Annotated in this window: 15 protein-coding genes; 4 read left to right on the plus strand and 11 right to left on the minus strand. The window is 37.6% G+C overall.

Annotation, left to right across the window (positions count from 1 at the left end; translation table 11 throughout):
• Window positions 1-23 precede the first annotated feature (23 nt).
• Window positions 24-2,090 carry a DNA topoisomerase IV subunit B gene (gene parE, locus PVV70_RS05460; protein ID WP_273758277.1) on the plus strand — a complete coding sequence of 689 codons (2,067 nt, stop codon included), beginning with the start codon at window positions 24-26 and terminating at the stop codon, window positions 2,088-2,090.
• Between the two features lie 17 nt (window positions 2,091-2,107).
• Here parE and recJ read toward each other — a convergent pair whose 3' ends face one another.
• Window positions 2,108-3,892, minus strand: a complete 1,785-nt coding sequence (recJ, locus tag PVV70_RS05465) for a single-stranded-DNA-specific exonuclease RecJ (protein ID WP_273758278.1) — start codon at window positions 3,890-3,892, stop codon at window positions 2,108-2,110.
• Window positions 3,893-4,186: 294 nt separating this feature from the next.
• On the opposite strand from recJ, the gene rplM reads away from it, so the two are divergent.
• Both rplM and rpsI read left to right on the plus strand, forming a co-directional pair.
• The gene (gene rplM, locus PVV70_RS05470; protein ID WP_273758279.1) at window positions 4,187-4,651 is read left to right on the plus strand and encodes a 50S ribosomal protein L13; all 465 of its coding nucleotides are present in this window, start codon (window positions 4,187-4,189) and stop codon (window positions 4,649-4,651) included.
• 2 nt (window positions 4,652-4,653) lie between these two features.
• Window positions 4,654-5,139, plus strand: coding sequence for a 30S ribosomal protein S9 (rpsI, locus tag PVV70_RS05475; protein WP_273758281.1), 486 nt, complete (start codon window positions 4,654-4,656; stop codon window positions 5,137-5,139).
• Between the two features lie 303 nt (window positions 5,140-5,442).
• On the opposite strand, the gene PVV70_RS05480 is transcribed toward rpsI, so the two are convergent.
• The 6 genes from PVV70_RS05480 to PVV70_RS05505 form a co-directional block, all read right to left on the minus strand.
• Window positions 5,443-5,808: a response regulator gene (locus PVV70_RS05480; RefSeq protein WP_005773308.1), complete on the minus strand. Its 366-nt coding sequence runs from the start codon at window positions 5,806-5,808 to the stop codon at window positions 5,443-5,445.
• Between the two features lie 561 nt (window positions 5,809-6,369).
• Window positions 6,370-6,567, minus strand: coding sequence for a hypothetical protein (locus PVV70_RS05485; protein ID WP_273758282.1), 198 nt, complete (start codon window positions 6,565-6,567; stop codon window positions 6,370-6,372).
• A 1,054-nt stretch (window positions 6,568-7,621) separates the two neighbouring features.
• On the minus strand, window positions 7,622-8,410 hold the full coding sequence (locus PVV70_RS05490) for an ABC-2 family transporter protein (RefSeq protein WP_273758283.1): 789 nt from the start codon (window positions 8,408-8,410) through the stop codon (window positions 7,622-7,624).
• Window positions 8,394-9,218: an ABC-2 family transporter protein gene (locus PVV70_RS05495; protein ID WP_273758284.1), complete on the minus strand. Its 825-nt coding sequence runs from the start codon at window positions 9,216-9,218 to the stop codon at window positions 8,394-8,396. Before PVV70_RS05495 ends, PVV70_RS05490 begins: the two co-directional genes overlap by 17 nt.
• A complete protein-coding gene (locus PVV70_RS05500) occupies window positions 9,193-10,212 on the minus strand; it encodes an ATP-binding cassette domain-containing protein (RefSeq protein WP_273758285.1) in 1,020 nt (339 codons plus the stop codon). Before PVV70_RS05500 ends, PVV70_RS05495 begins: the two co-directional genes overlap by 26 nt.
• A 768-nt stretch (window positions 10,213-10,980) precedes the next feature.
• Complete coding sequence (locus PVV70_RS05505) at window positions 10,981-11,964, minus strand: RluA family pseudouridine synthase (RefSeq protein ID WP_273758286.1); 984 nt, start codon at window positions 11,962-11,964, stop codon at window positions 10,981-10,983.
• A gap of 237 nt (window positions 11,965-12,201) precedes the next feature.
• On the opposite strand from PVV70_RS05505, the gene PVV70_RS05510 reads away from it, so the two are divergent.
• On the plus strand, window positions 12,202-13,989 hold the full coding sequence (locus PVV70_RS05510) for a glucan ABC transporter ATP-binding protein/ permease (protein ID WP_273758287.1): 1,788 nt from the start codon (window positions 12,202-12,204) through the stop codon (window positions 13,987-13,989).
• 425 nt (window positions 13,990-14,414) lie between these two features.
• Here PVV70_RS05510 and alaS read toward each other — a convergent pair whose 3' ends face one another.
• From alaS to PVV70_RS05530, 4 genes are all read right to left on the minus strand, one after another.
• Window positions 14,415-17,087, minus strand: coding sequence for an alanine--tRNA ligase (alaS, locus tag PVV70_RS05515; RefSeq protein WP_273758288.1), 2,673 nt, complete (start codon window positions 17,085-17,087; stop codon window positions 14,415-14,417).
• Between the two features lie 207 nt (window positions 17,088-17,294).
• Window positions 17,295-18,338, minus strand: coding sequence for a recombinase RecA (recA, locus tag PVV70_RS05520; protein ID WP_273758289.1), 1,044 nt, complete (start codon window positions 18,336-18,338; stop codon window positions 17,295-17,297).
• A gap of 1,012 nt (window positions 18,339-19,350) precedes the next feature.
• A complete protein-coding gene (locus PVV70_RS05525) occupies window positions 19,351-20,670 on the minus strand; it encodes a replication-associated recombination protein A (RefSeq protein WP_273758290.1) in 1,320 nt (439 codons plus the stop codon).
• Window positions 20,671-20,679: 9 nt separating this feature from the next.
• On the minus strand, window positions 20,680-22,074 hold the full coding sequence (locus PVV70_RS05530; RefSeq protein ID WP_273758291.1) for a DegQ family serine endoprotease: 1,395 nt from the start codon (window positions 22,072-22,074) through the stop codon (window positions 20,680-20,682).
• Between the last annotated feature and the right edge of the window lie 176 nt (window positions 22,075-22,250).

Genomic DNA, 22,250 nt, shown 5'->3' on the forward strand with positions numbered 1-22,250 from the left:
TATGAGGTAGATAGTTAAACGCTATGAGCGATAACAACAAGGATCTTTTTAGTGTTGTAAATAAAGCCCAATCTAGGGTAAATACAAAAGAAAGCACTCTGCAATCTCCAATGAAATCAAAAGCAATGATTTCAAAGAAAAGTGCAAAAAATACGCAAGAAGACGACTATAATGCCCTCTCTATTCGCGTGCTTGAGGGGTTAGAGCCTGTACGTTTACGCCCTGGAATGTATATTGGTGGAACAGATAGTAAAGCCCTTCACCATTTATTTGCCGAAATTATTGATAATGCGATGGATGAAGCTGTTGCTGGTTATGCAGACTCCATTGAGGTCTCATTAGATAGGAACGGTTATATAACCGTTACAGATAATGGACGCGGTATTCCTGTCGAAAATCATCCTCAAATGCCTGACAAATCAACTCTAGAAGTTATTATGACACAACTCCACTCCGGAGGAAAATTTGATGGGAAAGCGTATCAAACCGCGGGCGGACTTCATGGAGTAGGAATTTCTGTCGTCAATGCTCTGTCAGATGATATGGAAGTTGAAGTTGCACGAGAACGAAAACTTTATCGCCAACGCTTCTCACGCGGTATTCCTCAATCTGGATTGGAAGATTTGGGAGACGTTTACAATCGCCGTGGTACACGTGTTCGTTTTCATCCTGATCGTGAAATTTTTGGTGAAAAAGCAGCTTTTGATCCGGAAAAAATTTATCAGATGGCACGTTCCAAAGCCTATCTTTTTGGCGGTGTAAAAATTCGCTGGACTTGTGATCCCGTCATACTTGAAGGCGTAAAAAATATTCCTGAAAAGGCTGTTTTTCATTTTCCCAATGGGCTTAAAGACTATTTACTTGCGTCATTAAAAGATGAATATCGCGTCACGTCAGAAATTTTTTCTGGAAAAACACAACAAAATAATGATCACGGCTGTGTTGAATGGGCCATCGCTTGGCATGGCGGTGATGCTCATGTGCAATCTTATTGCAATACTATTCCCACCGGAGAAGGTGGAACGCACGAAACAGGACTGCGTCAAGCGCTTTTGCGTGGCTTAAAATCTTACGCTGAGTTAACAGGAAACAAACGCGCAGCGATCATTACATCAGACGATATTATGATTTCGACAGCCGCAATACTTTCAGTTTTCATCAAAAATCCTGAGTTTGTTGGACAAACAAAAGATCGATTAGCAACAATCGAAGCACAACGTATCGTTGAAAACGCAATCCGCGATCCTTTTGATCATTGGTTAGCAAATTCCCCCCAAGAAGCAACAAAACTTCTTGATTGGGTTATTGAACGTGCTGAAGAACGTGTTAGACGACGTCAAGATAGAGAAATAAGTCGCAAAACAGCTGTCCGTAAATTACGTCTTCCCGGTAAACTTGCAGATTGTAGCCAAAACCATGCTACGGGTGCTGAATTATTCATTGTTGAAGGAGATTCTGCAGGGGGATCTGCTAAACAAGCAAGAAATAGAGCAAACCAAGCAATTTTACCTCTTCGTGGTAAAATCCTCAATGTTGCCAGTGCTGCCCATGAAAAAATGAGCTCAAGCCAAACAATTAGCGATCTTATCTTAGCTCTTGGATGTGGAACACGCTCTAAATATCGTGAAAAAGATCTCAGATATGAACGTATTATCATCATGACAGATGCAGATGTTGATGGTGCTCATATTGCATCACTGCTCATTACCTTCTTTTTTCAAGAAATGCCTGATCTTATTCATCAGGGGCATTTATATCTCGCCGTCCCTCCCCTTTATAGAATATCGCAAGGGGGAAAAGTTGCTTATGCACGCGATGACATCCATAAGGATGAATTGCTCAAAACTGAATTTACGGGAAAAGCGAAAATTGAAATCGGTCGTTTTAAAGGGCTGGGTGAGATGCGTGCAGAACAACTTAAAGAAACGACGATGCATCCCCAAAAACGTACATTGCTTCGTGTTTCTATTGATGCTGTGGAAATGCAAGAAACAAAAAAGACTGTAGAAAGCCTCATGGGAACAAAACCAGAAGCACGATTTCGTTTTATACAAGAAAATTCTACTTTTGCTTCTAATTTAGACATCTAATGTAAAAGATATCTCTTTTAAACTACTGCGGCAGCATCAATCACACGTAGTTGTGGATTGATCGTCCCATTCCAATAATTCAAACTAAGATGACCAGCCAAATGAATCATTTCACCAATATTTCTCGACAAAAAATCACCAAGCGATGTCCCTACAGCACGAAAAGCTATTCCTTGCAGTTTTTTTCCTTCCATATTAGATATAATGAGGCGCAGATGTCCTTTACCAACTTCAGATAGGTTTATTAATCGATGAGAGGGAAGAACAAAAACAGGTGTTGCATTCCCTGTCCCAAAAGGCCCTGCCTTTTCAAGCAACTCAAATAGTGCTTGATTAACACCGGAAGCAGAAAGGGAACCGTCTATACTAAGAGACTTTTTTGCATGCAATTGCGAAACCATTACAGAAACTTTTTCTTCTAGCCATGTTCGAAAAATTTCAATTTTTGTCGATTGAATTGTAATACCTGCTGCCATACTATGTCCCCCTCCTTTTTCTAATAAATTGAGTGTAACAGCCTCACGAACGAGTGCCCCTAAATCTATACCGCTAATTGAGCGTCCCGATCCTACGCCATTTCCATCTTCTTTCAATGCAATAGCAAAAACAGGACAAAAAAAACGCTCTTTAAGGCGGGAAGCAAGAATACCAATGATCCCCGGATGCCATTCTTTATGAGAAATGACAAGTGACAACGGTGTTTCTTGATCTTGATAAAGAGAAGCAATATAAGACTCCGCCTGTGCTAATTGAATGTTCTCCATTTCTTGGCGTTCTTGGTTAAGTTGATTTAATTGTTCTGCTATTCTGTCCGCCTCATCTTTATCCTCACAACTGAGCAAACGTGCCCCCAAAGCTTGGTCGCCAATGCGCCCTCCTGCATTAATTCTAGGACCTAACAAAAAACCTAAATGAAAACTATTAAGCGGCTCGCCTATCCGTGCAACCTTTGTTAAAGCTGCCATCCCAAGATTATGCATAGAACGAGCGACTTGAAGTCCTTTCATCACAAAAGCACGGTTAACACCCTGCAATGGAACGACATCACATATGGTTGCCAAGGCAACAAGATCAAGCATACTGAGAAGATCAGGCAGCGGCCCTTTGAATTGTTTTTTTCGCAACAAGTGATGAACCCAAGCTAACGTAACAAAGACAACACCTGCTGCACATAAATGCCCTTGTCCAGAAAAATCATCAGGGCGATTAGGATTAACAAGAGCAACGGCTTCTTGATGAACCTCTGACATTTGATGATGATCTAAAATTACAACATCAGCACCTGAAAGCCTTGCTGCTTTGACGGCTTCTGAACTGTTCGCCCCACAATCAACAGTGATAATTAAACGGGCGCCTTCTTGCACAAGCATCCTCATTGCTTGTTCATTCGGTCCATAACCTTCAACAATACGATCAGGTATATAAATTTTAACTTCAATTCCAAAATAACGAAAAAAACGCGCTATAAGTGCCGACGAACAAGCACCATCCACGTCATAATCACCAAAAACAGCAACCTGTTCCTGATTGAGAAGAGCCCTTACGATACGCTCTGCTGCGCATTGCATATCGACAAAACTTTCTGGATCAGGCATGAGCGTACGCAATGTCGGATTAATAAAAGCAATAGCTTCAGTTTCATCCACGTCTCTTGCTGAAAGGACTCGCGCTAACTGATCAGGAAAACCAAATTTTTGAGAAATCGCACGTGCATTATTTATCCCTTGAATATCAAGAGCATCTAACCACGCCTGACCACAAGCAGAAGATTCAACATTGAGAAAATAACGAGACAGCTGCATTACTATTTATTTTATAATGAAGATTAATAAAATACAATCATGTGTTAAAGACAAAATAGCCTTTTGCAACATTCACCCCCAAAAATGTACATAAGCACCTCCTCATAGGAGGTATCATAATACCTCACTTATAACATACTGTTTTATAAAGCTTTTATTTTCTCTTGACGTCAATCAAAAGACATTATATCAGAGTGAAGAGTGTGCGTTAGATATTTCGCTATGAGAACAATTTTCAACACACAACAATAAAGTTTCCCTCATGATAGAGGGCGTTAATTAAAGGATACTTCTATGGCAACTTTTTCACAAAAGCCAACTGAAGTGGTGAAAAAATGGGTTATTATTGACGCAGAAAACCTTGTTTTAGGGCGTCTTGCTACATTTGTTGCAAACCGCTTACGGGGCAAACATAAAGCTACATTTACGCCACATGTTGATGATGGAGACAACGTTATTGTCATCAATGCTGATAAAATAGCTCTTACCGGTAAAAAATATACAGATAAAAAATATTATTGGCATACCGGCTATATTGGTGGAATCAAAGAGCGTACAGCGCGTCAGATTCTCGAAGGACGTTTTCCTGAACGCGTTGTTGAAAAAGCTGTAGAACGTATGATTCCGCGTGGTCCCCTTGGTCGCCGTCAATTGAAGAATCTCCGTGTTTATGCTGGAAGCCAACATCCGCATGAAGCACAACAGCCCGAGTCTCTTGACGTTAGTGCTTTAAACCGCAAAAACAAAAGGATTGCTTGATTATGGCTGAAATTAATTCTCTTGCTGAGCTCAGTGTCATAACAAATACTGTAGAAGCTCATGAAAATGTCGCTCCTGTCCATGTACAAAAGCTTGATTCACAAGGGCGTGCCTATGCAACAGGAAAACGTAAAGATGCTGTTGCTCGTGTATGGATTAAACCAGGTTCTGGAAAAATTACCATTAACAACAAAGAATTTGACAAATATTTTGCTCGTCCTGTTTTGAGAATGATTCTTCGTCAACCAATTGTTGCAACAAATAGGGATACCCAATTTGATATTATTGCAACCGTTGCAGGTGGTGGTCTTTCTGGACAAGCTGGTGCAGTACGTCATGGTATTTCCAAAGCTTTAACTTATTATGAACCAGAACTTCGCCCAATTTTGAAAAAAGGGGGATTTCTTACCCGCGATAGTCGTGTCGTTGAACGTAAAAAATACGGTAAAGCGAAAGCGCGTCGTTCTTTCCAGTTTTCGAAGCGTTAATTTCAATATTTGTGCAATACATAGATATAGAGCCCCGTTTTCATCGGGGCTTTTTTCGTTCTGATAAAACAGACTTTTAGATCAATGTAGGAATAAATCTATACCACTTAAAAGAAAACAAGAGTGCAAAAAACCACTTCTCTTAAAACAAAAACTAAAAAATCAAAATTTCCTTTCGATTTTTCAAGTCTGTTTTGGTAACTTAAATATATCCACCTGCTAAAGTACAAAAATACTTGCACAATAACTTTAGCGATCTCATACGCTTTTCAACGTCTTTTTCTATCATCACGTAACAAATCTTTAGTCCACAAAATGCTTTACCATTGTGATAAAATGAGGGACAGAAATAGGCTTTGACATATATTCTTCACATCCACTGGCACGAATTCGTTCCTCGTCTCCCTTCATAGCAAAAGCTGTTACAGCAACAACAGGGATTGATCTCAGTTCCTCATCTTCTTTTAATTGTTTAATAACATCTATTCCAGAGACCTCTGGCAACTGAATATCCACAAGGATAAGAGATGGCATCGATGAACGCGCCAAATCTAATGCCATAAGACCATTCCTTGTTTCAACGGTTTCATAGCCACTCGCTTCTACAAGATCACGGAATAACTTCATATTAAGCTCATTATCTTCCACGATCATGACTTTCTTTGACATTCGTATAACTCCGCCCTTCTCAGATAAAATAAAGAAATAGAAATGAATCCACATTCTCTTTGCTTAAGATAAAATGATAAAAAAAATTGTAAACTACAAAGAGACGAAAAGCTTCTAATAAAAGAATTTTTACGAATATTTATAAGACGCATCACTATGCTTTTTCAGTTCATTAAAAAGAAAATCCACAATAATCATGATTGTATGACTCTGTGTTTTTTAAGTGAATACACAAAGTTTATGGGTATCTCAATTAAAGCATATGCATTTTCATCATAGAAAAAATATCAACTACAAACTTAGTTCAAATGCATATTTTGAAGATAAAAAAATTAATTAACTTTAAAAAGCAGCTAATTATTTAAATTTAATCCCCCCTACACTGCCATCCTACAAACAATATCTTAACGATATAAAAGGATAAATTTATCAATATTATTAAGTATGAAAATTAAATAACAGAATAATTTAAAGTTCATCAAGGATTAATAGCCCCATGTGCTTCGAATATAAGAAGTAAATGCTCTTTGACTTGGCGTTTGGTGATGGATTAGGGGCTCTCTAGTAAACAAGTATTACAAAATACGCAATTAAACCAAAAGTCGCTGCCTCCATTCCCATTAAACCAGCTACTTTCTGGACATTTTTTTCAACGCTTTGTCCTACAAATTGACTCATAATTGCATTAATAGTTTTAATAACTCCATTTTCTTGTTTCATGGCAGAAATAAAACCAGTGTTTTGAAATCCACCATTCACAGAATGAGCATTTGCTCCTAAAACCTGTGAAAAAAAATAAATCCAAATTTTTACATCACAACATAAAAAAATATTACTCTATTGTATTTCGCCATTAAAACATAATGAATTTTTCTCATTGTATGTCGAGAAGAAAGAGCTAAGCGAGTAAAAGTTAGCGTAAGCACAAATTTAGTTTTTTGATTGCAAAAGCAAAATCAGATGAGATAATAATGGCTTTAATGAATAGACCAATTTTAATCCACAAAGCCATTAAAACATTTCAACGGTTTTATGGCCTTTTGTTTCTAGAGAATTGCGAAATAACCTCAGTTTAAGTTCGTTATCTTCCACGATCATGATTTTTGATATTGATATAACTTCACCCTTCTCAGATAAAAGAGAGAAATAGATAATGAATACATTCACTCTCTACCCAAAATAAAATAAATAAAAATATAAACCATAAAAAACTCAATAACATTTAATAAAAGTATTTCGTCACAAATAATTGTAATTCTCAGCATTATATTTCTTCAGTTTATAAAAATGAAATCCACCATAGCCGTAAAATTGTTATCGTATATTTTTTAAGTGAATATGCAAAATTCATGAATATCCAATAATATCCATATTTTCATCGTAGAAAAGCTATCAATCACAAAATTTACCTCAAATACGCATTTTAAAGAGGAAACAACTCAACTAAATTTGATATGCATAGATTTTTTGATCTGTAAGCAATCGATAGTCTATATATCTAATCAAAAATTTATTCTTATAATCTTATGTTGTCTTAAACGCTTTTGGCATCAAACTGCCATCTAACTCAAATAAACTTGATCTAAAATCGAGCCATTATCTCTGGCTTTTGTTCTCCCTTACTAACAGCTGTGATAACATGCCAATATCACTCGTCAATATATCTAACAAAAAACACCTCTGTATAAATTTTACATGCCTTATAGCGTCAGCATAAATAACAAAATATTTTACGGCACAATAAAATTATTCGCTCAATTTTTTATTTTTATACATCAGGTTTTTATTTTTATACATCAAGCAGAGTTTTACATTATCCCCCTAATCCATTAAATTTACGCATTGTTTTCTTATAGACGATAACAGTCATAGCAATGGAAAGAAAAGTGCTCAGCAGAAGATATCCGATATTCCATTCATTTTTACCAAGTAGGAGTGACACTGGGAGAGAAGCAGAAAAAGCTAGGGGTTGCAGAAATAGCAACCATTTTACAAGATTTAAGGGATAAATTGCTATGGGGATAAAGGAAAGTTGGTACAGCATTGCATGAAAATAGGCAACGGGCATCTTACGGCTAGTTATGAATGTTATAAAGTTGAACATCATGAAAAAACAGAGATTAACGATAAAAACACAAATGATTGCAACGATAAAAGAAAACCATTTCAGCTTTATCTCTGACATATCTGGTAGTGAGACAAATGAATAAACACTCACACAAACAATAAAGAACTTGATCAAATAAAGAGGCTTACACCAGCCAAACAGGATTAACAGCCAAATTGAAACTGGCTTTGTCAGATAAACTTCAATTTTCCCTTTTGCAACTTTTTCAAAAAATGTTTCAATAGAAGTGGTGAAAATATTCAAAAATATCCCAAGCAAAATGAAAACAACAAAGATAAGATGAATTTCATCTCTTCTATAGTTCCCAATGCTATCTGAAAAGCAAGAGATTTTGTCAATAAAGATGAATTGAATAAAATAATAGCACAGAGAAAGAATAAATTCTCCCGTGAAATTTTTACCGTAAACAATTTGTCGGCGCACATTCATGCTGATAAAGTAAAGGATTGTTTTCACCTCATCCCCCTGCTCCATGATAGGCTTTCATTCCTTTTTTCCAAGCAATATGAATGAAGAATAAAAGACTCAAAATATACAAAACACTCCCCACAATAAATTGCTCGAACACTTTTAGATCATGCGTGGAAAGAAATTCGGCAGGAGCTGATATGGTAAAACGATAAGGATTAAACTGCATCAATGGAATGAGCCATGTTGGCCAAAAAGAGGGAGGCAGAAGAGTGCCACCAAGAAGGGCTGAACTAAGAATACTAAAAGAAAGCAAGATATTGTATTCAATTACCCAAAAACTTAATAAGGCAATGGCAAAGGAGAGAAAAAAGCACAGCAATTGCGAGAAAACAATAATAAGAAAAAATAACAGGAAAGCTATAAGCAATCCTAAAATATTCTCAGAGGATAAACTAAGCTTTACAGCAAAGATAGCGAGTAAGGGCATAACATAGAGCACACTTTCACCTAAAAAGATAAACAGCATTTGCATCATGTAACTGAATGGTTTGGTGAGATAGACTTCTAACTTCCCTTCTTTAACATGCTGAGAGAAAGATTGAATGACGCCATAACCATTATTTAAGCGTGAGAAAATTAAGGCAAAGGCATAATAATATATCATATCATGAAAACCAAAACCGTTTATGCTATTGCTTGTGTCAGAAAAAAGTGCATTCCACAACAGCAGTTGAATCACAAAGGGTGAGAGTGTCCCCATAACAATATCGGTAAAAAACATTGCTCTGTCACTAAGGATCGTGAGCAATCCATTCTTGGCAAAGAGCAAGAGAGCAAAGCAATGGTTAGAGAAATTCTTTAAATTTAACACGGAGCATCTCTTCAAGTGAGGGAGTGGATACAGAGAAAGGACAGTTAAGTTTTATTGCAATTTCCCTAATAAAACGTGGCACATCTTCACGCGAGAGTGAAATCTCCAATGTACATTTTTCATCATTAAAGTGTTTCTCTTTTAAAGGAATGGATAATTTTATTGCTAGTTCATCAATGTCCTTTATAAGCGTTGAAGCTGTTGATAAATGTTCACAAGAAAGCATTATTCTTACACTTGAGGGGATCATCTCTTTCAACGTATCAATAGCGCCATGAAACTGTTTTTTTCCTTTATGCAAAAGAAGAATATCATCAACGTAACCATCGATATCTCCCATGTCATGACTGGTGATGATGTATCCAATAGCTTGCTCTTTTTTGAGTTTTTTAAGCAGCTCCCTGATTTCATGTTTGGAGGTAATATCAAGACCAATCGTTGGCTCATCGAGAAACAATAATTGGGGTCTAAAGGACAAATTAAATGCTAATTCGCTTTTTACTCTCTCACCAAGGCTTAACATACGAACGGGTTTATCCATGATGTACTCAATGTTCAAGAGCTCCGTAATTTCTTTAAGATCGCGGTGAAAAGAGCTCGCTTCAAGACCATATAAAGGGAGAGCCATTTCCAAACTATAGCGTAGGGGTAAATCCCACCACAAGCAATTTTTGTGACCAAAGACCACACCCAGAGACTTGAACAGATTTTTTGGGGCGTTATAGGGATTAACTCCTAAGACTTTAACATCTCCCTCATCAGCAGTTTGTATGCCAGAAAGTATTTTAATCAATGTTGATTTGCCCGCTCCGTTAGGACCAACGATTGCGAGTGCTTGCCCTGAAAACAAGGTAAAACTGATCTCTTTTAGCGCCTGATATTTTGCATAAGTAGGCTTGAAAAGAGAAAACACTTTATTGGTAAAACCCGTTGCATTGTTTATGCTGCAGTATATTTTTGAGACGCTCTTAACGTCAATCAATAATGATCCCATCAGTCACTCCTCATTTCAACTTATTATCCCTTCTTGGAACATTTCTACAATCTTTGAATATTTGTTTTTTCACTGGAAAGAACAAACGTATTCAAACCTTCTTTAAAACACTAAAACGCACCTGATGCTTTCTCTCCAATTTTCAATATGGCACATATGATGAATTTACTTCAATGAAGCGCTAAGACTCTAAAAACTTTTTTCTTCTTTTGTAGAAGATAATCTTTCAGAAAAACGAACAGAAGAATAATTGATCATTGAAAGGAGCACTTTGCTCATAAGTTCTCATTGTATAAGCAAAGGTACGAACCATAAATCTATAAATATACCAAACCCCACCGCTAATAGGATAAACTTCCTTGAAAACAATAATTTGTTGAGAATCTGCTCCCCCTAAGAGTTTCTGTAAAAGTCCTCAATTATTTCCCATGAAAAAATCAAAAATTGCCATTACTTTTTCAGTCAATATCCTTCAGATTTTATCTCATTCATCTTCCTTAACAAACATGCCTTCCCAATATATGACCTCTTTAGATAATGCAAAGGAACAGCTTCATAAGCCCAGATTATTAAAGATATACCCTATCCAGAAATAACAATACAATCAAATAAAAAACTGTAGGAAGAAAATTTATGATATTTGAAAATTCATTACTCAAAAACACAATTTTCTTATAGCGATTACTAAGGCTCTTTACAATACCCTCTCCATCTTAATCAAATTTATAGACAAAATTTGCACCAACCAAAAAAACAAATAAAGATAAATTATTCTGTTTCAGCATCACGCTCATTAAAAGACAAAAGATTAAAACTTTGGACCATATGAGGAGGTAAAGGTGCAACAATATCCAGTATGCCTCCTGAAGGATGAGGAATACGAATACGACGTGCATGAAGGTGAAGGCGGTTTTGTATGCCTCCTGGTAATGTCCAATTACTATCAGAAAAAAAATACTTTGAATCGCCAATGATAGGATGATCCATATGGGCAGCATGCACACGGAGCTGATGTGTTCTCCCCGTATAAGGTTCCATTTCAAGCCACGAAAGAGCCCGCCCACGCGACTCTAAAACGCGGTAGTAGGAAACTGCATGATGTGAATCCGGCTCTCCATGGTCACAAACACGCATTTTGTCACCTTGTGCGGTTATTTCCTTAACCATCCATGTCGAGATTTTGTCCTGTTTTTTTTTAGGAACACCCCGAACCAACGCCCAATAAGTCTTTTTTGTTTCCCGTTCTCTAAAAGCAGCTGTTAAGGCCTGCGCAGCTCCCCTAGAGCGGGCAACAATAAGCACCCCTGATGTCTCACGATCAAGACGATGAACCAAACGCGGCTTTTCACCTTTTTTATTGCGCCATACCTCAAGCATACTGTCTATATGACGAGTTAAACCAGAGCCTCCTTGTACAGCAAGGCCTGCTGGTTTGTTAAAAACAAAGACCTTTGGGTCTTCATAAAGCAGCATTTTTTTCAAAACAGTTCCATCATCTTTCCCACGAAGTGTTTTATCCGTTATTGGAAGACTTATCGTATCATCAAGAGGGAGAGGTGGAACACGAACAGACTGTCCCATACAAAGACGCGTATCGGCTTTAACACGTCCACCATCAACCCGTATCTGGCCAGAACGCAACAATTTTTGTAAAGCTCCAAATCCCAGTCCTGGATAATGCACTTTAAACCAACGGTCTAAACGCATTCCATTTTCGTCTGTCTCAACCTTTTTTATTTCAACACCTGCCATAAAAGTTCCCTTACCTGATAATTTTCCCTACCTAATATTTTTTTCCTGATAATTTTATTGATCTATTTTGTGCCTTTATAAACACAAAAATTCATATTCTCGTTGGCTTTATCACACCATATTACAATGAGTATCCAAAATTGCCTTTTCTTAACGTTCAATTTTTATTAGCTAGAAATTCAAGTGTTATAAAAATCAACAGCCTTTACGCTTAACAGCGAATGGAGATCATTAACCGTGTCCTTATTCAAAACCTATGCACGTGTTCTCACTTACCTAAAGAGAGAAAAAAATGCATCCCTTTTAATCTGTAACGCTAATGTTATGTTAGCAATTATCACCATTGCAGAACCTATTTTATTTGGACACGTTATTGATTCCATTACAGAAAAATCATGGATCATCCCTACCCTTGCCATTTGGGTTTGTTTTGGCCTTTCCCATATTATCGCTTATGTCCTTGTTGCTCGTAGTGCGGATCGCTTAGCTCATAGGCTCCGTTTAACAGTTTTAACAGAATCTTTTGAACGTATCATTGCAATGCCTTTAATTTGGCATCAACAATGCGGAACATCCAACGCACTCCATACACTTTTGCGCGCAACAGACACCATGTCAAGCATATGGCTTGATTTTATGCGTCAACATCTCTCAACACTTGTCGCCTTATTAATTCTCATCCCCACAGCCTTTAACATGAATTGGCGTCTTTCAATAGTCTTAGTTGTACTTGCCGTCATCTATATCTTAATTGCCCGTTTAGTGATGCGAAAAACAAAAGACGGACAAGCCGCTGTAGAATGCTATCATCATAACCTTTTTAAACATGTCAGTGATTCAATCTCTAATGTTTCTATTGTACAAAGTTATAATCGAATAAAAGAAGAAACGTCCATACTGTACCAACATACAAATGACCTTCTTAAAGCACAAAATCCTGTTCTCAATTGGTGGGCGCTCGCCAGTGGCTTAAATAGAATGGCTTCAACAGTTTCAATCGTTTGTGTTCTTCTCCTTGGGGCTTTTTTTGTTGCAAGAGATCAATTAAGGGTAGGTGAAGTCGTTGCTTTTGTCGGATTTGCACAACTCATGATTAGCCGTCTAGACCAAATGAGCAATTTTATTCATTGCGCGATATCCTCACAAGCAAAACTGCAAGAGTTTTTTGAAATGGAAGACTCAACCTTCCCTATCAACGAACCACAAAATCTTCCTTCCCTCCAAAATGTTAAGGGCGCCATACAATTCCACCACGTTACCTATAAATTTCCAAATTCTTCTCAAGGTGTTTTTGACATTTCCTTTGAGGTTGAAGCAGGACAAACTATTGCGATTGTAGGACCAACAGGAGCTGGGAAGACAACATTAATCAATTTATTGCAGCGCATATACGACCCTACTTTTGGGCATATCTCCATTGATGGAATAAATATACGCTCAATCAATCGCGAATCTTTACGAAAATCTCTAGCGACAGTGTTTCAAGATGCGGGTCTTTTTAATCGCAGTATTCATGACAATATCTCAATAGGAAAAGCAAACCCAACAAACGAAGAACTTTATGAAGCAGCAAAAATAGCAGAAGCTCACGATTTTATTCTAAAAAAAGCTGATTGTTATAACACAATGGTGGGCGAACGAGGAACTCGATTATCAGGTGGAGAAAAACAACGGTTAGCAATTGCACGTGCTGTTTTAAAAAATGCCCCCATTCTCATTCTCGATGAAGCAACAAGCGCTCTTGATGTTGAAACAGAAGCACGTGTCAAAGATGCTCTTGAGAGCATAAGCCATAACCGCACCACTTTCATTATAGCACATCGCCTCTCAACAATACGCAATGCTGATGTGATAGTCTTTCTGGAACAAGGTTATTTAATTGAAAAAGGAAGCTTTCAAGAATTGATCGATAAAGGGGGCCGTTTCTCTAAATTTTTAAAAGCAAGCGATTTAACAATCACGCCACCAGAAAGAGAAGGAGAAAATGAAAACGTCATCCCCTTACATGAAGCCATAGCATCATAAAAATAACACTCTTCACAAATCTTATGCCAAAAATCTCTCAAAGCAAGACATTGCAAAAGCGAGCTATCATTTAAGCAATTTGAAAACGAAAAAGCGATAGCTTATAATCTCATAAGCTTAAGAGACTGTTATGTAATAAATCTTGCGTTATCCTCCTCACAATTACTATTGTGAAATAGGATAGATATTTTTCTTTTAAAATCAATATAATAGATGTTATATATTCATGAAATGTATGATTCGTTATGCATCATAAACAAAAGCATGAAGTACAACACAATCTTTCTAACGAACACCCTTTTTTATCTTTATGATTTTATCTCTCTCAATGACGCTGTATCTGCATTTTAGCAATACACCAGACAGATATCCGTTTAGACGCCAATTCGACATACCAATGTAAAAAACACCGATAAGAAAATTTTTTACTTTTTAAATTTTTCTAGAAAATCTTTTAGTGCTGCAAATGCCTCATCAGCCTTGTTCCCCTTAGGACCACCAGCCTGCGCCATATCAGGACGCCCACCACCGCCTTTCCCACCAAGAACAGATGAAAGAATACGAACGAGATCAACAGCATTTAACTTATCCGTTAAATCATCCGTAACACCAACAACAGCACTCCCTTTTCCATCTTCTGAAACACTAATAAAAGCAACCACTCCAGATCCAATTTGTTTTTTTCCAGAATCAACAAGTACTTTAAGATCCCGTGGTGGAATATTATTTACAACACGTCCCATAAAAGAAAGTTCATTGATAATAATAATATCACCTTGACCACTTTCTGTTATTCTCCCACTCAACGCCATTTTCTTGCGTACATCATTCAACTCTTTTTCAAGTTTACGACGATCATCAAGCAAAACTCTTACCCGTTCTTCTAAATCAGAAGAAGAAGTTTTTAAAAGATCAGCAATTTCACGAATACGTATATCTTGGCAGCTAAGATAAAGACGCGCTGCAGTACCTGTTAAAGCTTCAATACGCCGCACTCCAGCTGAAACAGAACTTTCAGAAACAATATGAATCAAACCAATATCCCCCGTTCTTTCCACATGTGTTCCTCCACAAAGCTCAATGGACCAAGACCTTTTTAAGTCTCCCTTTTCAAGCAACTCTCCCATAGAAACAACGCGAACTTCATCACCATATTTTTCCCCAAAGAGTGCCATTGCTCCTTTAGAAATTGCATCATCAACAGCCATAAGGCGGGTTGTTACTTTATTATTTTGCAAAACAATCTCATTTGCTAAATTTTCTATTTTTTTCAATTCTTCCAAAGAAATAGCTTTTGGATGAGAAAAATCAAAACGTAACCGTTCCGGCGACACCAGAGAGCCCTTTTGAGTAACATGAGATCCCAATACTTGGCGTAAAGCCTCATGTAACAGATGGGTAGCAGAATGGTTCGCACGAATTTTTTTACGACGAACACCATCAACGGTTAATTCTACACAATCAGAGATCTTAGCATGACCAGATTTAACTTTTCCAAGATGAATAAAAACACCATCAGCCTTTTTCTGAGTATCATGCACCTCAAAAATAAAATTTTTACCCGAAATAATACCGCTATCACCAATTTGTCCACCAGATTCACCATAAAAAGGAGTCTGATTTAACACAAGAATGGCTTTCTGCCCTGAAGAAACCTCATCAACAATTTTACCATCACACACAAGAGCTGTAAGAATACCTTTAGCTTTTTCTGTTTCATACCCTAAAAATTCTGTACCCCCTACCTGATCACGAACAGAAAACCAAATTGTCTCCGTGACAGCTTCTCCAGAACCCGACCAATGAGCACGGGCTTCCTCTTTCTGGCGTTCCATCGCTTTATCAAAGGCATCAACATCAACAGATATTCCGCGACGCCTAAGCACATCTTGCGTCAAATCAAGTGGAAAACCATAGGTATCATAAAGCTTGAAAGCAACGTCACCCTTTAAATGATCCCCTTCCTTAAGCTGGGCACTTTCTTCATTTAACAAACCCAGTCCTCGTTCAAGCGTTTTACGAAAACGTATTTCTTCTAATTTTAAAGTTTCTGTAATTAAAGATTCAGCCCGCACCAATTCAGGATAAGCTTGTCCCATTTCGCGAATGAGAGCAGGCAAAAGCTGCCACATTAAAGGTTCTTTAACACCAAGAAGATGTGCATGACGCATAGCACGACGCATAATGCGACGTAAAACATATCCCCTTCCCTCATTGGAAGGAAGAACACCATCCGCAATTAAAAATGCCGATGAGCGAAGATGATCAGCAATAACACGATGACTGGCAATAAAATCACCCTTTGCCTCAATCCCTGTAATTTCTTCTGATGCTCCAATTAATGCACGAAAAAGATCAATGTCATAATTATCATGAACACCCTGTAAAACAGCTGCAATACGCTCTAATCCCATACCGGTATCAATAGAAGGATGAGGCAAGTCAACACGATCTTCCTTAGAAAGCTGCTCATACTGCATAAAAACAAGGTTCCAAATCTCAATAAAGCGATCACCATCTTCTTCTATACTTCCAGGGGGACCACCCCAAATTTCATCACCATGATCATAAAAAATCTCCGAACAAGGACCACAAGGGCCTGTTTCTCCCATTGACCAAAAATTATCAGCTGTCGCAATACGAATGATTTTTTCATCTGGAAGACCTGAAATTTTACGCCATAATTCAGCAGCAATATCATCACTTTGATAAACGGTTACCAACAATTTATCTTTTGGTAGACGAAATTCTTTTGTTAAAAGATCCCATGATAAAAAAATGGCCTCTTCTTTGAAATAATCGCCGAAAGAAAAATTCCCCAACATTTCAAAAAATGTATGATGGCGTGCCGTATAGCCAACATTATCAAGATCATTATGCTTTCCACCCGCACGAACACATTTTTGTGCTGTTGACACCTTTTTATAAGGATACTGTTCAAGTCCAGTAAAAACGTTTTTAAACTGCACCATCCCTGCATTTGTAAACATGAGTGTAGGATCATTACGTGGAACAAGTGGGCTAGAAGAAAGAACTTGATGCCCATGATGATGAAAATAATCCAAAAATGTTGACCGGATATTATTAACACTATTCATATCTACACCTGCAGAATACCGCAAAAAACCTTAAAAGAAAAATCCCCCCATTAAATATCCTCTTTGCCACGCATGGAGTCAATTTAATCAAAGAACGGAATATTTATTAAAAAAATTGAGCGAAAAATGACTGTATATTTAAAAACTCAAACAAATAAAAACAGAAAAAATCTTAAATGAAAATATTATAGACGAAAAAACGGACTATCAAAGGACTTCATCACTTTCCGTATTTTCAGCCCCTGCATTTTCTAACAATTCAATAGCAATTAAACCAGCATTTTGACGCAAAGACGTTTCAATTTCTGCCGCTATTTCTGCATGCTCGCGTAAAAACTGTTTTGCATTTTCACGTCCCTGCCCTAAACGCTGAGAATTATAAGAAAACCACGAGCCAGATTTTTCTACGACACCCACTTTGACTCCTAAATCAATCAATTCACCTAGCTTGGAAATACCTTCCCCATAAATAATATCAAACTCAACCTGTTTGAAGGGAGGAGCCAACTTATTCTTCACCACTTTAACACGGGTCTGATTGCCAACAATCATATCGCGATCTTTAATAGACCCAATACGGCGAATATCCAAACGAACAGAAGCATAAAACTTTAAAGCATTTCCCCCTGTTGTTGTCTCAGGCGAACCAAACATCACACCAATTTTCATGCGAATTTGATTAATAAAAATCACCATACAGTTAGAGCGAAAAATAGAAGCCGTGAGTTTTCGCAAAGCTTTACTCATTAACCGAGCTTGTAATCCTGGTAAAGCATCTCCCATTTCACCGTCAATTTCTGCTCGCGGTGTTAAAGCTGCAACAGAATCCACAACAAGCACATCAACCGCACCAGAACGAACCAATGTCTCTGTAATTTCCAATGCCTGTTCACCAGTATCTGGCTGAGAGATGAACAAGTTCTCTAAATCAACGCCGAGCTTACGCGCATAAATAGGATCAAGCGCATGCTCCGCATCGATAAAAGCACAAATTCCCCCACTTTTCTGTGCCTCAGCAATAGCATGCAGAGCCAATGTTGTCTTCCCAGAACTTTCTGGTCCATAGATCTCCACAATACGCCCCTTGGGTAACCCACCAATCCCTAAAGCAATGTCCAAGGATAATGATCCTGTTGGGATTGTTTCAATTTCAACAACCTGTTCTTTTTGCCCAAGACGCATAATCGAGCCTTTACCAAAAGAACGTTCAATTTGTGAGAGAGCAGCATCGAGAGCTTTTGTTTTATCCACGATTATATCCTTGACCGATTCATAATAATCTAACACTTAAAGTGTATATTGCCCTTTTAATTTAACTAAAGCCCTGAGTTTAGATTTTCACAGACTATTTTCATTTCTATCCCCACGTTATGTCTATAACATATCATGACCACCAAAATAAAGAACTGGCATTCCCTATCTTATGACACAACATAAACTCCAAATAAAATAATACTTTCTATAAGAGAGCAAGTTAACACATTTATCTCTCTCTAGAAAAGCAACAATTTAAATTTCAACACAATGTTTAACCTTCCTGCGTTTAATCTTCCTACTTACCCTTATGATTAAGTCCCTAAGCCCCCCTTAATCACATAAAAACGCCTCATCAATCAAAACCACACCCTACTGCATCAAAGAACAGAACACCTTTGTATTTGCATATTCATGCACTCATTTTAAAGAGATATCTTTTAACGCTTCTCACTACACCCATTTCGCCACAGCACTCGTGAATGGTATACAGTAAAATTCATCAAGCACCAATGTGTCTTTATGCTTGGAACAATTCGGCACCACGATCATTACACCACCACACACTTCCCCAGCCCCCAATGTTATGTTACAAGGGCTCTCGACATTTTAAACTCTTCATAAGAGTTATTTTTAATTTTTTCTTGTAGAGTTTTTATCACACGTTAATCCAGCATGTAACATACAAGCCAATAGTTGTGATTGATGAGATTTGGAATGAAAAAACCATACAGTATTTGAGCTCTCATTCAATATACAAAACAGTATAATATCACTATAAATCAATATCTTAGTTAATTAAAAATACAAAAATAAAACAGCTTAAGCATTAAATGACATATTTCTTAAATTGGAATCTATAAAAAGATATGTATTTTTCAGAGACCAAAAAAATTGTTCTACAGATAATGCAATAAGTGTTTAAAACATAAACTAAATTGTTCATACAATGACATGAGGAATAAAAAATAAAGTCAAAATCAATAAAAAATGTGTTTCAATCCCAATTTTATGGTTCATTTTTACGTTTTTTGCGCAATTGTTTCCACCATTCAAGACGTTTCACAATTTCACGCTCAAAACCGCGCTCAACTGGTTTGTAATAACTCTGGCGTCCAAGTTTTTCAGGAAAATATTCTTGTCCTGAAAAAGCATCGGGTTCATCATGGTCATAACAATAACCCTCTCCATACCCTTCCTCCCTCATTAATTTCGTCGGTGCATTAAGGATATGTTTAGGAGGCGGTAAAGAACCATTTTTTTGTGCACAACGCCGTGCAGCTTTATACGCGAGATAGGTCGCATTTGACTTTGGTGCAGTTGCAACATAAAGACATGCCTGTGCCAAAGCCAATTCTCCTTCTGGTGACCCTAAATAATCATAAGCATCTTTTGCCGCATTACAAATGACAAGAGCTTGAGGATCCGCCAAACCAACATCTTCAACAGCCATACGAACCAATCTTCGCCCAATATAAAGGGGATCTTCGCCAGCATCCAACATACGTGCTAAATAATAAAGCGCCGCATCAGGATCAGAGCCACGAACGGATTTATGCAATGCTGAAATAAGATTATAGTGTCCATCTCGTCCTTTATCATAAATGGGTGCACGACGCTGAATAACTTTTTGCAACGCATTAGCATCAAAGATTTCTCCCGCGCGCGCAACAGACCAAACTTCCTCTGCTAATGTCAATGCTACCCGTGCATCACCATCAGACATCCCTATCAAAACGTCTCTGGCCCCATCATCCAAAGGAAGCAACTTTCCTACCACCTTTTCAGCACGCTTCAAAAGCATCCCTAAACTTTCATGATCATGAGAAAGAAATGTTAAAACCCGTGCACGCGAAAGAAGAGCAGTATTAAGTTCAAAAGAAGGATTTTCAGTTGTTGCACCAATCAGGACCACCGTACCATCTTCCATCACAGGAAGAAAACTATCCTGCTGTGCACGATTAAACCGGTGAATTTCATCAACAAAGAGAAGCGTTTTATTTCCAGACATAAAACGCCTCTGTGCAACTTCAAAAATCTTTTTAAGTTCGGAAACTCCTGTAAAAATAGCAGAAACTTGTTCAAATGCAAAATTTGTTTCAAGTGCTAACAAACGTGCAACCGTTGTTTTTCCCGTCCCTGGTGGCCCCCAAAAAATCATCGATCCAATCGAACCCGCTGCCACCATCCGTGAAAGCAAACCATCCTCTCCAATTAAATGCCTTTGTCCCACAACATCATCGAGAGAACAAGGACGCATTCTTTCCGCAAGTGGCTGATTTTGATTACCTTTAGGATCAATCGACGAAGTAAAAAAATCTTTCTTCAAAAAAAAACCTCAACGAATAAATTGGCGAATATACATACCATCACGTTCATATTCCAATTGCCAAGTACGCGAACGCGTTTGCATAAGGATCTTTTTCAACTGATGAACTGTTTGAATCTTATAGCCATTGACAACACGTAAGATATCTCCGGACCGAAAAATTCCTGCAGCATTGCTCATTTCATCAAGATTGGTAATCACAACACCCTTTGCCGATATAGGAAGATGAAAACGTCGACTATTTTGCGGTGTTAAATCTAACACTTCAGCACCAGCAAGAGGACTGTCACCTGTAATTTTTTCAGATTTTAAAAATGCAGTTTCCGATATCGATGCAACCTTTATCTGTGTTTTTAAAATTTTTCCACCTCGTAAATATTCTAAAGCAAGACTATGGCCAACATCCGCTGTCATTAAACGATAGCCAAGACTATCTGGACTATCAACGCGCACCCCCTGCACACTCAAAATAACATCACCTACTTTCAAACCGGCTTTTTCAGCAGGACTATCTTTGACAACTTCAATAATAAGAGCACCATAGGGGCGTTCTAAACCTAAACCACTAGCAATATCAGGTGTAACATTTTGAAAGGATGCCCCAATATAAGGTGGCACAAAATATTTTCCACCGCGTTTAACTGTATCAAGCATCACTTTTACAAGATTAACTGGAATAGCAAAACCAATCCCTACAGAACCACCGGAACGTGAATAAATAGCCGTATTAATCCCTATTAATTGACCTTTCATATCAATTAAAGCACCACCAGAATTTCCTGGATTAATGGCAGCATCTGTCTGAATAAAAAAGTCAAAATCGGAAATCCCAACACGTGTACGCGCTTGCGCTGAAACAATCCCACTTGTAACCGTTTGACCAACACCAAAAGGATTACCAATAGCTAGAACAAGATCACCAACTTCAACAGTATCAGAATCCCCCAAAGGAAGAACAGGAAACTGAGTATTTTTTACATCAACCTCAAGAATAGCAATATCCGTTGCTTCATCTTTAAGCACGACCTTACTCTCAAACTCTCGCCCATCAGAAAAAGCTACCTTAATTTCGCTTGCATCTTTAATGACGTGGTAATTTGTAACAATCAAACCACGTGCATCAACAACCACTCCTGACCCTAATGATGATTGCTTACGAACAGGAAAATTATTTTGCAAACGACCAAAAAACTGCTCAAAAAACGGATCACCTTCAAAAGGTGATCGCGCTCTAATTTTTCGAGCTGCATAAATATTGACAACTGATGGTACTGTCTTTTTAACTAAAGGAGCAAATGAAAGAGTGATTTCCTTTTGTGTTTGAGGAACATGAGCATATACATGATCAAACGATATCAGTATCATAACCGCAAAAAAAAGCCGTACCCAAAAAGAATACCTCATAATCTACTCCTTATAAAATCAGCCCATTCTGTTGAAGATTCATAGAATTTTAAAAAGCAACCCCGCAAATAAAGGATCTCTATTAATATTTCATAATAGAGGATAAAAACAACCCATCTAAACAATAAATATTATAAAAATCAAATAATTCAATATCCTATAATCTTCTCTCACCA

This window comes from Bartonella sp. AU55XJBT (assembly GCF_028618525.1).